At 46.0% G+C, this 14,031-nt stretch carries 12 protein-coding genes and 1 riboswitch; of the genes, 9 read left to right on the top strand and 3 right to left on the bottom strand.

The features are described 5' to 3' along the window. Positions 1-133: 133 nt before the first annotated feature. Positions 134-1,120 carry an ion channel gene (locus EXU85_RS28715; RefSeq protein ID WP_142775381.1) on the bottom strand — a complete coding sequence of 329 codons (987 nt, stop codon included), beginning with the start codon at positions 1,118-1,120 and terminating at the stop codon, positions 134-136. Between the two features lie 115 nt (positions 1,121-1,235). On the opposite strand from EXU85_RS28715, the gene EXU85_RS28710 reads away from it, so the two are divergent. Further along, the gene (locus EXU85_RS28710; protein ID WP_142775380.1) at positions 1,236-2,837 is read left to right on the top strand and encodes a Na+/H+ antiporter; all 1,602 of its coding nucleotides are present in this window, start codon (positions 1,236-1,238) and stop codon (positions 2,835-2,837) included. Positions 2,838-2,921: 84 nt separating this feature from the next. Here the strand turns inward: EXU85_RS28710 and EXU85_RS28705 are convergent, their stop codons facing one another. After that, complete coding sequence (locus EXU85_RS28705) at positions 2,922-4,841, bottom strand: CocE/NonD family hydrolase (protein ID WP_142775379.1); 1,920 nt, start codon at positions 4,839-4,841, stop codon at positions 2,922-2,924. 649 nt (positions 4,842-5,490) lie between these two features. Between EXU85_RS28705 and EXU85_RS28700 the strand changes: the two genes are divergently transcribed. From EXU85_RS28700 to EXU85_RS28685, 4 genes are all read left to right on the top strand, one after another. After that, positions 5,491-6,492: a glycosyltransferase family 2 protein gene (locus EXU85_RS28700; RefSeq protein ID WP_142775378.1), complete on the top strand. Its 1,002-nt coding sequence runs from the start codon at positions 5,491-5,493 to the stop codon at positions 6,490-6,492. Continuing rightward, positions 6,441-7,244: a DUF3473 domain-containing protein gene (locus tag EXU85_RS28695; RefSeq protein ID WP_142775377.1), complete on the top strand. Its 804-nt coding sequence runs from the start codon at positions 6,441-6,443 to the stop codon at positions 7,242-7,244. The genes EXU85_RS28700 and EXU85_RS28695 overlap by 52 nt, the downstream gene beginning before the upstream one ends. A gap of 218 nt (positions 7,245-7,462) precedes the next feature. Next, positions 7,463-7,867: a glycosyltransferase 87 family protein gene (locus EXU85_RS35890; protein WP_246859283.1), complete on the top strand. Its 405-nt coding sequence runs from the start codon at positions 7,463-7,465 to the stop codon at positions 7,865-7,867. 585 nt (positions 7,868-8,452) lie between these two features. After that, positions 8,453-9,154, top strand: coding sequence for a class I SAM-dependent methyltransferase (locus EXU85_RS28685; protein WP_142775376.1), 702 nt, complete (start codon positions 8,453-8,455; stop codon positions 9,152-9,154). A gap of 29 nt (positions 9,155-9,183) precedes the next feature. Here EXU85_RS28685 and EXU85_RS28680 read toward each other — a convergent pair whose 3' ends face one another. After that, complete coding sequence (locus tag EXU85_RS28680) at positions 9,184-9,510, bottom strand: DUF721 domain-containing protein (RefSeq protein ID WP_142775375.1); 327 nt, start codon at positions 9,508-9,510, stop codon at positions 9,184-9,186. Between the two features lie 189 nt (positions 9,511-9,699). Beyond that, positions 9,700-9,804, top strand: a riboswitch (SAM riboswitch). 220 nt (positions 9,805-10,024) lie between these two features. On the opposite strand from EXU85_RS28680, the gene EXU85_RS28675 reads away from it, so the two are divergent. From EXU85_RS28675 to EXU85_RS28660, 4 genes are all read left to right on the top strand, one after another. Continuing rightward, positions 10,025-11,338, top strand: a complete 1,314-nt coding sequence (locus EXU85_RS28675) for an O-acetylhomoserine aminocarboxypropyltransferase/cysteine synthase family protein (RefSeq protein ID WP_142775374.1) — start codon at positions 10,025-10,027, stop codon at positions 11,336-11,338. 71 nt (positions 11,339-11,409) lie between these two features. Beyond that, the gene (metX, locus tag EXU85_RS28670) at positions 11,410-12,486 is read left to right on the top strand and encodes a homoserine O-acetyltransferase (protein ID WP_142775373.1); all 1,077 of its coding nucleotides are present in this window, start codon (positions 11,410-11,412) and stop codon (positions 12,484-12,486) included. Between the two features lie 33 nt (positions 12,487-12,519). Continuing rightward, entirely contained in the window at positions 12,520-13,113 is a 594-nt protein-coding gene (locus tag EXU85_RS28665) for a GDSL-type esterase/lipase family protein (RefSeq protein ID WP_142775372.1), read from the top strand. Between the two features lie 75 nt (positions 13,114-13,188). After that, positions 13,189-13,917, top strand: coding sequence for an esterase family protein (locus tag EXU85_RS28660; protein WP_142775371.1), 729 nt, complete (start codon positions 13,189-13,191; stop codon positions 13,915-13,917). Positions 13,918-14,031 lie beyond the last annotated feature (114 nt).

Raw genomic sequence — 14,031 nt, 5'->3', positions numbered from 1 at the left:
TCAGTAAAGGTTTGGGGTTTGCGGTTTGAAGTCTATAGTTCGGGATTAGCTTACTCCACCAGCGAGCGGAACGGCGAAAGCAATTGTGCGCCAGCCAACTACAAACTACAGACTTCAAACCGCAAACTATATATCAATTCAAGTTAACTTCTTCGGTTTCGTCCAGTTTATCCAGATCAAGTTTCGTTTGCTGATCGCCATCAAACATAGGGCGAAATCTATGGCCCCATTTTATTTCGTCGAATCGATAGGAGAAACGCGTGTGTACGCTCTGCACAAAGGTATCATCTAAGGCCTGAAACGAAATCAGAATTTCCGTATCTGATTGCTCAAGTTCTTCGGGTGTGCAGCCATATAACGGACTTTTTTCTGTGATGGGATGAACCAGTGTCCAGTTTGCGGGGAAGAAAGCCACTTTGTTCCGCTCAAAATTAAGGGGATAATATTTTCGGGTAAGCGTACCATCTCCTTTTGGTTCAAGGCGTGAGAGGGTTGCTGTTATCTCTAAATTAATAAGCTGGTTAGCGCGGGTATTAATGATCCGAAACATCCAGGCGTTCACATCCAGATAAGGTGAAAATACCGATTGTTTTGAGAAACGTATATGCGCTACGGGGCGGGAAAACCGCCCATATAGCAAGCCCGTTGCCAGCGCAAAGGCCAGTAACCCAATCATAGATTCAAAAGCCGCAATGGAGCTTGTCAGGAAACTATTGGGTGAAATATGGCCGTAGCCTACCGTTGTCAGAGTTTGTGAACTGAAAAAGAAACACTTCCAGAAAGGTCCGTTTAGTTTCTTGTCGTCGATACCCACGAGTGTACTGGCATCGGCCAGCATATAAATACCCGCAAATAGGGTATTCGTGAACAGATAGGCTGCCAGGAGCCAGGTGAAAAACTGCACCCAACTCATCGTGATTAGCCGGTTGTACACATTTAACCGATCCCAAAGAGACCCATTAGCCCGAGCCAGGTTAAAACTGCCATCCTGATTCACTAACCTTACCTTCGAATCGGTTAGTTTAGTGCCAAAACCTAGGTCGGTACGTTTTTCTTCCTGCTCAACTAACTGGCTATTTTGGGGGGCGTGACTGGAAAGTTGACGGCCCGATGCATTCATAGAATAAAGGTTTTTTAATAAGCAGATAACTAGAGTAGGTGGGCTAACAAAGTTATCGCTATTTTGTCCTGCTCTTCAACGCTTAACCCGAATTATCCTCCATTCTGTTCATTAAATGCATCCAATTGAAATAGTAACTGGTTTACTCGGCATAACAACTTTACTGGCAGTAATTGCCCGTCGATTCCGGTTGTCCTACCCAATTTTGTTAGTACTTGTTGGCTTGCTTATTGGCTGGATACCTGGCTTGCCAACAGTTATCCTGTCGCCCGATGCCGTTTTCCTCATTTTTCTACCTCCATTACTCTATGCGGCTGCGTGGCAAATCGACAATGTTGAACTAAAGCTGTACAGCCGGTCGGTTTCTATGCTGGCTGTTGGACTTGTACTCTTTACATCAACCGTTGTGGCTTTGGTAGCTCATGCGGTTATACCGGGCTTTTCGTTGGCACAAGGGTATTTACTGGGGGCAATTATTGCTCCGCCCGATGCCGTAGCGGCTTCATCGGTCATGCGCGGGCTGAACGTGCCTAAACGGATTAATACGGTGCTGGAAGGCGAAAGCCTGGTAAACGATGCCACAAGTCTGATTATTTACCGATATGGTCTGGTAGCCATTCTGACAAATCGGTTTGTACTCTGGGAGGCTGGTCTACAGTTTGTTGGGATTGCCCTGGTAAGTGTGGCGATCGGGTTAGCTATTGGTTGGGTTTTACTTTGGGTACACCGGACTATTAGTAAAGATGCGGTCGTGAGTACGGCGATAACTCTATTGACGCCTTACGGAGCTTATCTTATTGCCGAGAACTTCCACTTGTCTGGGGTGCTAACCGCGGTAACGACAGGCCTTTTTCTGTCGGCTCGCACCTCGGAATTGTTTTCCTACCATAGCCGACTTCAGGTAAATTCGGTTTGGGAAATTGTTGTTTTCCTGCTTAATGGTCTAGTGTTCATTCTGATTGGTTTGCAACTGCCCATGATTGTATCCAACCTGAATGGGTATTCATTGCCCGAGTCGGCTATGTATGGTTTACTCATTAGCGCTGTGGCGATTGTGTGCCGGATTGTCTGGGTTTTTCCGGGTGCTTATGTGCCCCGTTGGTTAAGTGCACGCATCCGAAAGCGAGAAGCCAGGCCAAGCTGGCAACAGGTGGCAATTATTGGCTGGGCGGGTATGCGGGGCGTAGTTTCTCTGGCGGGTGCCTTGGCCTTACCGAATGAGTTGCCCAACGGTCAACCGTTTCCTGCCCGTGACCTTATTCTGTTTATTACGTTCATTGTTATTTTAATTACGCTGGTTGTGCAGGGACTTACCTTGCCCGTGATTGTTGAAGCCCTAAATGTTCGGGAGCAGATTGATGAAAAACACGAAGAGCGCAAACTACGGCGGACAATGGCGTTACAGGTAATTACGCATCTCGAAGCCAATCATTCGGCGGGTTCTGTACACGATGATGTACTGAGCTACGTGAAAAATGAATACGAGTTAAAAATCAATGAGTTAAGTGGAATGCTCAGGGCGTCGGATAACGCCCAGCGGCCTGCCGAACTCTACCAACAAGCCATTCGACTTCAGTTGGAGCTGATCGATGTAGAACGAACCGTTTTGATTGAACAACGTCAGAGTACGTTGCTGGATGATGAAATCCTCCGAAAGATGGAGCAAGAACTGGACCTTGAAGCCGCCCGCCTTACATTGGTTCAACCGGAGGGATAGATGATTTAACCACAGAGGCACAGAGTTTTCTCTGTGCCTCTGTGGTTAAATCATTTTGCTTAATTTTCGGAATTCGGTTCCTACTCAATTGGGGTCTTTAAGAACACTCACCATGACACTGGATGGTTGTTGGGGTGAAAAATAAATCCGGTGTGTTGCCTTCTTGAAATCGGCTTCGGTAGCCTGATAAATATTTACAAACGTTTGCGGATTGCGATCGACCAATGGGAACCACGAGCTTTGAGCCTGAACCATTAGCTTGTGTCCTTTCTTAAACGTGTGGGCCGCGTCCTGCATATCGAATTTTACTTCCGTAACCTCGCCCGGTTTCATAGCTTCGGGTTTTGAAAAACTGTTGCGGAACTTGGCCCGCATTACTTCGCCCCGCACCAGCAATTGAAAGCCGCCCATCTTAGTCCCAGGAATAGGGCTATTGTTCGGGGCAGCAGCGGGGTATACATCGATTAACTTCACAACAAAGTCAGCATCGGTACCGGTGGTGGAAACGAACAGATCGGCTAGTACATTTCCTGCTATCGTTACATCTTCGGTCAACGTATCCGATTCGTACACCATCACATCGGGGCGAGTGGCCGCAAAGCGTTGATCTTCATACATAAAGTCGCTTCCCCGAACGTTCCGAATTTCGGCTGTATAAGGAACTGGCTTTTTAGGATCACTGACGTACTCATCGAATGGAGTCTGACTGATTTGGGGCATATCAAACGATAGCTTTCCGTTTGGATGGAAATAGAGTTTTTTCTCCTGAGCTGTCTTGGGTGGCCATTGGTCGTACTTGTTCCACTGATTTAAGCCTGTGTCAAAAATATATGCTTTCGGCAACTGTGGATCGGGTTTGTCTTTCAGGTAGTGGCCGAAAAAGGGAAATTCAATGGTTTCCCGATAAAACACTGAGGTCTTATCCCCAAAACGAATATTGCCCAGCGTTTCGCCCGGTCCCCGCGACCAGCCTCCGTGAATCCAGGGGCCCATAACCAATGAATTAGGCGATTGGGGATTGTTTCGTTCGATGCCGGCGTACACCTTAAGCGGACCATATAAATCTTCCTGATCGAACCATCCACCAACCGTCATAACCGCCGGTTTAATGTTTTTCAGATAGGGAACAGGCGTGCGGGCCTGCCAGAATGCATCATAGGCTTCGTGATCCATCATCTCATTCCAGATGGCATTCTTTCCTTTAAAAATCTGCTCGTTTGCATTTTTTATCGGCCCCAGATTCATGTAAAACTCATAACCGCTTGGCGTGCCGTATGCCGAAAAGCCAGGACTGTTTTTGGGCGTCGGCTCGGGTCGAGGCTGGCCATAAGAGGATAAAAACGCAAATGTGCCCATAAGAAAGAAGGCGCCATTATGATGTCGATCATCACCCATGAACCAGTCTGTCACCGGTGCCTGGGGCGAAGCGGCTTTCAGGGCTGGATGGGCATCGATGAGGGTTGTTGTGGTATAAAAGCCCGGTGCCGATATACCCCAGGTGCCAACCCGCCCGTTGTTGTTCGGAATATTTTTCAGTAACCAGTCAATGGTATCGTAGGTATCGGAAATTTCATCGACGTCAGTCTTCTTTTTCTTGTTGGGCATGTAGGGTTTTACCGCCACAAAATCCCCTTCCGACATGTACTTGCCTCGTACATCCTGGTAGACGATGATATAGCCGTCACGCGCAAAGAGCATGGACGGCCCTATGGACGTTTTGTATTTGTCTTCCCCGTATGGTGCTACGCTGTAGGGTGTGCGATCCAGCATAATTGGGTACGTCTGGTCGGTATTTTTTGGTACATAAATCGAGGTGAAAAGCTTTACACCATCGCGCATAGGAACCATCCGCTCCAGTTTGGTATAGTTTTCCCGGACATAGGCAGAGTCGGCTTTATTTATTCCGCCTGAGGCCTGAGCAGCCAGTCGATTGGCCAGTAGAGATAAGAATAGGCACAAAACGACGCCTGAAGCCTGTTGCCATTGATTTGTAGTGATTTTCATACGTTAGTGCGAAGTTGTTAATAAAGTCAGGTTGGCCAATTACTAAGTGATAAGGTAAAATTAGTACAGTTCGATTTGACCTCCATCGGCGACAGCTGTTTCTTGCTAAGTATTTCGCCGGATGCACTGTGCTACAAGCCAATCAACAATCAGGTCGTGTTTACATAAAAATTTGATTGAAAAAATGAGTAAAAGCAAAAAGTACGATCCATCAAAAAGCTTACACAACCTTCTTGGCAGATCTATAATAGATGGGTGCCTATGTAGAGTGCTCTGTGGTTAATAAGAAGCAAGAGGATAAGTTAACTAAAAAGTCCCAGGAAAGATGATTTAGGTTCGTTCAACTATATGCCGGGTTGGCTGGTTGTGGCCTTCCTTCGGGTAATTGACGAAAGGTATCTTTACTGAGTAGTGTAAATTTTTGAGTAGCTAGCGGTACTGAGGAAATGGGCTGTTTTTGCCGCTATCTGTATCAGTTTCAATCCTCTACTTTTATTACATCGCCTACGAACAGATAATGCATTTATAGTATAGAATCTTTATCCTATCATATATCGTTAATAATTTTGAATTGGTAAGTAGATATACTTATATTTATACCCAGTTTTAAAGGAACCCGCTCGTAACGGTCTTGACAAATCAATAAACTATGAAATTTCATTCAGGTATGATCAGTTTGGTTGTACCGGCTTTTAACGAGGAAGAGAATTTACCTGTATTGGTTCATCGGCTCATGGCTGTTATGGAACAATACGATTCTTACGAAATTCTGATTGTTGATGACGGTAGTTCCGATCAAACCCGTTATGTACTACGGCAATTAAGTCAAGCGTATCCGGTGGTTCGTTTCATTTCGTTTTCCCGGAATTTTGGTCACCAGATGGCCTTACGAGCTGGTTATGACAATGCCCGTGGCGAAGCTGTAATTTGCCTTGATGCTGATCTGCAACACCCCCCCGAGTTGATTCCAACGCTAGTTAATAAGTGGCGCGAAGGTTACGAAGTGGTGTATACTGTTCGGCAGCCCGATCCTAAACTATCCTGGTTTAAGCGGACAACCTCGAAATACTTCTATAAAATCCTGCGTAATGCTTCGAATCTACAGATCGAAGACGGTGCTGCCGATTTCCGATTGCTTGATCGGAAAGTGGTCAATACAATTAAGCAATTTAAGGAAAACGATCTGTTCCTGAGGGGCGCTATTTCGTGGGTTGGATTTCGGCAGTGCCGGGTTCTGTACGAACCTGCGGCCCGGTACGCAGGCCGATCTAAATATTCGTTCCGAAAAATGCTGCAACTGGCAGCAATGGGTATTACGTCGTTTTCGACACGTCCTCTATATTTGTCGGTATTGCTCGGTTTTGGGATGTTCCTATTTGCTACCCTGTTTGGTGCAGAAACCTTATATGAGCACTTTTTTACAGATGCCACTGTATCGGGTTGGACAACGCTAGTACTGCTTCTGGTGCTGATTGGGGGCGTTCAGTTCATTATGATTGGCATTATCGGCGTATATTTAGGCAAAACGTTCGTTGAAGTGAAAGGGCGCCCGGCCTATATCATCGGTGATACGAGCGAGATCGAGGAGACTGTAACAACATGGCAATCCCCAACCGAGGAGGACGTAGTATTTTATTCACCGTTGATATAGAAGAGTTTGATACGGCTGTTGAGTTTGGTCACAACATTCCACTGAGTGAACAACTCGCTGTATCAACCCGTGGCTTGCGTCTTTTGGCGCAACGGTTCGATGCCGTAGGCGCGCGAACTACTTTGTTTACAACGGCTAATTATGCGCTTCACGAGACGGAATTAATTCGGAGTTTAGCTCAAAAACACGAAATCGCGTCGCACGGCTATTTTCATACGACCTTCGAACCTGCCGATTTGCTCAAATCTCGGTTGGCTCTTGAAGAGTTATTGAAACAGCCTGTAACGGGTTTCCGGCGGGCGCGCATGGGTTTTGTTGATCCGAATGATGTGCAGCAGGCTGGTTATCAATATAATTCGTCATTGCACCCGACCTGGATTCCGGGACGTTATAATCACTGGGGGGAGCCCCGGCACCCATTCAAAGAGGTAGGCGTCTGGCAAATTCCAGCGTCAGTTACGCCCCGATTACGATTGCCTTTATTTTGGTTGAGTCTAAAAAATTTCCCGTTTGCTTATTACAAACTACTCTGTCGGCAAACGCTGGAGGCCGATGGTTTTTTGAATTTATATGTTCACCCCTGGGAATTTACGGACTTGTCGGGCTATGAGAAAATACCAACGTATGTTCGCCGACACTCACGCGATGAACTGCTTGACCGGGTTGAAGCCTTATTGCGTTATCTAAAATCACTTGGTGATTGCAGGACAATGGGCGAATTTGTGCAAAGCCTTAACGTAGAGAATCCCTAAACTCACCGTATCGATTCATCTTCGGCATTTTTGCCCTACTTACACTTTTTGTCAGTGTTCGAACAGTTATACTTCTCGATTCGAACAATTACCGGATTTTCTATTATTCGCTCGAGCATCTGCTAGAGGGCAAAAGCCTGTATAGCCTCTATCCGGACCAATACGCTGATCATTTTCATTACGCTCCTACCTTCCCAGCTTTATTTGCACCTGTTTTTATGCTGCCTTTTTCGGCAGGGCTATTTCTATGGCATTTTCTGTTTGCCGGTATTTGGGTGTTGGCCATCTACCGAATGCCGCTTTCGCATCAGCAGAAGGTGTTTGCCTACTGGTTTTGTTTACAGGAATTATTCACGTCGTTAGTGAATAGTCAGACAAATCCGCTTATCGGTGCTATTCCATTAGCTGCATTCATTAGTTTTGAGAAACGACAACACTTCTGGGCTGCTTTTTTTATCATTCTTGGTTTCAATATTAAGATTTATAGCCTTGTTGCAGCCGCCTTGTTTCTGCTTTACCCCCAGAAACCACGTTCTTTAGTGTCTATAGATACTATGGGGCGTGTTGCTTGGTTTATTGCCCCTCTTATTCACGACACCCACCAAGTTACTATGGCAGTATGATTTGTGGGTACATCAGTTATTTATTAAGTCTGATCATGACAAATGGGCAAATACATCGATTCATCGACTTGTTCATGTATTCATCTCCCCAGATGTTCCAACATCAGTCATTATTGGCTTAGGTATTGTAGTATTCTGTAGCGTTTATAGTCAGGTTAATCGGTTTGGTGAGCGCTCATTTCGTATATTGATGATCGCGTCTGTTCTCATTTTTCAGGTTATTTTTAATCCCGTTTCTGAGTCGCCAACCTATATTACGGCTGTAACTGGCGTAATGGTTTGGTGGTTTTACTGTCCTCAGAGCAGGCTTGATCGCGCACTTCTGATTAGTTGTCTTGTATTCACCGTTTTTTCACCGAGCGATATTTTTCCGCCCTTTATACGGGAGCAATTTGTTAAGCCCTATGTGCTGAAAGCCCTGCCATGTGCATTGATTTGGTTTAGAATTATTTACTTAATGTTACAACGTTCGCACTCGTTAGTAAGTAGTAATTAAATTTAATCCCTTTTTAATCTTGCAATAGTATCTGGTTGCATTCGGTAATTATAGGGTACACTTCGAGCAATATAAAAAAGGTAAGTTGGATGATGGTAACATGGCTGGATTTCTGGCAGCAGGAGAATGAGTTCGATCAATCAATGTCAGTTAATTACGATTATTTCTTAGATCGAGTTGAAAAATACATTTCATTATCGCCTACAGACAAAGTACTGGACATCGGTTCTGGACCAGGTAATTTAGAAGATGCCTGGTACAATAAAGTCCGTGAAATTCATGGGATTGATATCTCTAAGCGCTACAATGAGATTGCCCGAAGTAAACACATGCATCACCCGAATGTCCACTTTTATGATTTGTCGCCGGATGATTACCTTAATTTTAATCTTATAAGCGACCAGCGCTTTAACGTGATTATTGTGATGAGTGTGGTTCAATACTATCGGAACACCGCTGAAATTGAACAATTACTGAAATCAATAAAACAAGTAGCTGCACCTAATGCCAAAGCGCTGATTTGCGATTTGATGGTAGGCGGGAGCGTACTGAAAGATATATGGAGTATGATCGGAAGGTCATTCAAACAAAGGCAATTGCTCGCTACAATAAAATTGTTGGTTCGCCTACGACTGTCTAGCTACTATGCCGTTCGACAGAAGAATGGTTTTTTGACTATACCTCAGCAGGAGTGGTTACGTATTTGCCGGCAAGTGGGTTTAAATGCTAATTTTATTGACGAACCTTTAACCATGCAACAGGAACGTCGCAACTTACTCATTCAATTTTAAGTAATCTATTGGTTAAGTATCGACACTGATCAGATAAATATCACGTCGTCAATCACATCGGACCCCATGTCTTTATTGACTAGCTGAATAAGTTTCTGCTTGGCATTAACGAGCTCGTTACGAAGCGGAGCCGAACCAATTTCAATGTGAAGCTTCCGATCGCGAACGTAAAGTCGGTTTGTACGTGAGGCAATAGCTGGACCCATCATACGCCCCCAGAAGGCTTCCAGATACGTTTCATTAAACCGAGTCTGGAGTTGATACGCCTTTAGCAACTGCCCGATTGCGTCCTTCAGGGTCGTAGTGCCAGCTACCCGGGTAGCATTTTCGCGATTATAGCGGTACGTCTGATTCATTGGGTGGGATGTCTTACCACAAAAGTAAACAATGAATTGACTTAATGAATGAACACAGATCAGCAAAAGCGAAAAAATGTGTTATCGGATAGAAAAAACAGACCACGTTTGGATTCGCGCTATTTGGCTAGTATACTTGCGACATCAAGTCAATTGTTTCGCACCATTTTTAGCCTATCGGTGCACGTTGATTTATAAAGAAGTGGGGAGAGATCAGGCTCTGTGAACCACTGGCAACCTACCACACGGCAAGGTGCTAACTCCTGCCTAAAGTTATTTTAGGGACTATAAATCGGAACTCACATGCTCTATATTCAGCACTGTATGCCCCGGGGGGCCTACTAAGTATGACTCACTAACCGCTACGAAAACCGGGAGGGTTTGTCGTACCAATTAGTTGCGGTCAGTCCCTAGTATTTTCTATCGAATCATGAAAATACCCAGCCAACTGGTTGCTGCCCGTATTTCTACAGAAAACTAATTACACGATCCTAAATCACTAACTACTAAACTCATGTCTGAACTTCATTTCGATACGCTCCAGCTCCATGCTGGCCAGGAACCCGATTCGGCTACAAATGCCCGGGCTGTGCCTATTTATCAAACAACTTCGTTTGTTTTCAATGATTCGGCACACGGGGCCGATTTATTTGCGCTGAAAGCCTTCGGGAATATTTATACCCGGATCATGAACCCTACCTCCGATGTCTTTGAAAAGCGTATCGCGGCTCTTGAAGGGGGCGTAGCTGCGTTGGCAGTTGCATCGGGACAGGCGGCCCAGTTTATTGCACTAAGCAACATTTTGAGCGCTGGTGATAACTTCGTGACGACCTCGTTCCTGTACGGAGGTACATATAATCAGTTTAAAGTTTCGTTTAAACGGCTGGGTATCGAAGCCCGTTTTGCGGATGGTGATAAGCCTGAATCCTTCGCGAAACTGATTGACGAAAACACAAAAGCAATTTACCTGGAAACCATCGGGAATCCGGGCTTCAATATTCCCGATTTCGACGCCTTTGCCGCCCTGGCTAAAGAACATGACCTACCCTTGATCGTTGATAATACATTTGGTGCAGGGGGCTACCTTTTCCGTCCTCTTGAACATGGTGCGGCCGTTGTTGTTGAGTCGGCAACGAAGTGGATTGGTGGCCACGGCACGAGCATTGGCGGGGTAATTGTCGATGGGGGCACGTATAACTGGGGAAATGGGAAGTATCCGCAGTTCAGCGAACCGTCGGAAGGTTATCATGGGCTCGTGTTCAGCGATGTGTTTGGGGTAGGTGGTCCCTTTGGCAACATTCAGTTTATTATTCGTGCCCGCGTTGAAGGTCTGCGTGACTATGGACCGGCCATTAGCCCATTCAACTCGTTCCTGCTACTTCAGGGCCTGGAAACGCTGTCGTTACGAGTAGACCGTACGGTACAGAATGCGCTGGCGCTGGCCCAATGGCTCGAACAACACGAGCAGGTTGAATTCGTAAACTACCCGGGTTTGGAAAGTAGTGCCTACCATGACCTAGCCAAAAAATACCTAAAACGCGGTTTCGGCGGTGTATTCTCGTTTAAAGTGAAAGGCAGTAGTGAAGCCGCTGACCAATTTGTTAATAGTCTGAAACTGGTCAGCCATCTGGCCAACGTTGGTGACTCAAAAACGCTAATTATCCACCCGGCTGCTACAACGCACCAACAGTTGAGCGAACAGGAACAGGCTAGTGCTGGCGTTGAATTAGGTGTATTACGGGTGTCAGCGGGCATTGAATACATTGATGACATTAAAGCTGACTTTGAGCAGGCGTTTGCCAACATTGCCGAACCGGTATTGGGTTAAACAGTTCGTAGTTTGAGGTTTGTAGTTTCAACTACAAACCTCAAACTACGAACTACAAACTATAAACTTGATTGAATCTCCAGTATTACGATTATAAGTATTCGTTCGCGCTCGAATCGGGCGAAAGCTTGCCGGGTTTTCGGCTGGCTTATACCACACGCGGTACACTCAACGAAGATCGGTCGAACGTTGTATGGGTATGTCATGCACTGACCGGTAATGCCGATGTGGGCGATTGGTGGGGAGGCATGGTTGGTGCGGGAAAGTATTTTGACCCCGAAGCCAAGTCCGGTGTGGGGCAGTTTATTGTATGCGCCAATGTACTTGGCTCATGCTACGGTTCTACAGGACCGCTTTCCGTCAATCCCATAGGCGGAAAGCCTTATCACCACGATTTCCCCGCTATCACGATTCGTGATATAGTTAATGCCCTCGACTTACTTCGACAGGAGTTGGGCATCGAAAAAATCCATACCTGTATTGGCGGCTCAGTAGGTGGGGAGCAGGCACTGGAATGGGCTATTCTACAGCCTAATTTAATTGAAAACCTAATCGTTATTGCAGCCAGCGCCGTGGCCTCTCCGTGGTGTATTGCTTTCAATGAAGCACAGCGGATGGCTATTGAAGCCGACCCAACCTGGCGAGAAAACCGTGATGATGCGGGTCTGGCTGGTATGAAAGCGGCTCGTGCTATGGCTATGATTTCGTATCGAAATTACGATACGTATGGCTTTACACAGGCTCTGGATAATAATGAGCAACTGGATGGGTATAAGTCAGCGAGTTATCAACGTTATCAGGGTGAGAAACTGGTCGAACGGTTTAATGCCTTTACCTACTGGACGCTCTCGAAGGTCATGGATTCTCATAATGTTGGGCGTAATCGGGGCAGTATCCTCAACGCGCTTGGCCAGATTAAGGCGCATACACTAGTTGTCGGTATTCGCTCTGATTTGCTGTTCCCCCCAATTGAGCAGCAATTTCTGGCACGTCATATTCCTGATGCAGCCTACGAAGAAATTGATTCACTGTATGGTCATGATGGATTTTTGATCGAATTTCGTCCTCTGGCTAATATGATTCGGAAGTGGACGGCCGGGTTAGCTGTATCTGAATCGAAAAAACTAGTTGAAGCTGCTAAAAAGTAAGCAGCTTAATAAATCATCAATAAACTTAACCGGATGTTCTGGTACGAAGCCGATATTCAACAATTAGAAAGTAAACTGAGTAGCTTGCCACCCGCTTCGGATCGGGTCGTTTTTTATGGCAGCTCATCCATTCGGCTCTGGACAACGCTGGCACAGGATTTTCCACAAATCAATACACTCAACTTAGGTTTTGGAGGCTCTACGCTGGCTGCTTGCACATGGTTTTTCGAACGGGTACTTGTTCCGGCAAATCCTAAGTCTATCGTGTTTTACGCGGGTGATAACGATCTCGGCGATGGGAGACACCCTGAAGAAGTATATCTATTTTTCTGCACCTTCGCTAAAAAACTCAGTACTATCCTACCGGGTATACCTCTGTCTTTTTTGTCGATAAAAATTAGCCCTGCCCGCTGGGGCATTGTGGATCAGATCCGATTTGCAAATACATTGATCCTCAGAGAAATCGAAAAATACGCTGATTACCAGTTTGTTGATATGGCATCCCCGTTGCTAGGATCCGATGGGAAGCCTCGCAGAGAGTTTTTTGAGCCTGATGGATTGCATCTAAGTCCGGCGGGTTACCGAATGTGGAAACAAGTGGTACAGAAGCAGGCCCGAATTTTTTAATAATTTGTTTACCCGGTTCGTAGAAATTCTTTACCTTACTTGTTGCAATTTCAGGGGTATTTAACGCATACCGGTATGCAACGGGAATATCATAAATGGTTTAGCCCGAATCTGAATCGTGACATGGAGTTGCTTGTGTTTGGTCATGCAGGCGCACGTGTGCTGGTATTTCCTACCCGTCGCGGCCGATTTCATGAATACGAAGATCTGGGCCTCGTTCATGCACTCGCTGACCGAATTGAAAACGGGTGGTTGCAACTGTATTGTGTCGATAGCGTAGACCGAGAAAGCATCTATAACCGGTATGCATCTCCTCAGGACCGGATACGACGGCATAGTCAGTATGAACAGTATATCCTGAACGAAGTGCTGCCCCTTTCCCGGCTGAAAAACCCCCAACCGTTTATGATCTCGCACGGTTGTAGCCTGGGGGCTTATCACGCGTTGAACATCGCCCTTCGGCATCCGCAATGGTTTGGTAAAGTGGCGGCCTTTAGTGGGCGCTATAATTTATCTGAACCCGTAGCCGAATTCCGGGGTTTATTCGACGATTATTATGACGAAGAAATCTACTTTCATAGCCCGAATCATTTCCTGCCAAATCTGCATGATGGTGCTATCCTCGACAACATACGGCGAATGCAACTAGTCATGACAATTGGCACCGAAGACCCTTTTCTTCATAGCAATCTGAATCTAAGCGAAGCGCTCTGGGCCAAAAACGTATCGCACGAGTTGTACCTCTGGGACGGCCGGGCACACCAGGCCGACGATTGGCAGAAAATGGTGCAGTTGTATCTCTAAGGCCCACTGTTGAGCACAGTTAAAAACTTCGCCGAACCAGAGTTCTATGACTCCTGATGATCAGTACAATAGAATCCAGAGAATCTACCGCACGGGGGTATAGCTACAAAAAGG

The sequence above is a fragment of the Spirosoma sp. KCTC 42546 genome, from assembly GCF_006965485.1.
GTDB lineage: Bacteria > Bacteroidota > Bacteroidia > Cytophagales > Spirosomataceae > Spirosoma.
The sequence above is the reverse complement of the archived record's forward strand: the minus strand, read 5'-3'. Positions and strand labels throughout refer to the sequence as shown.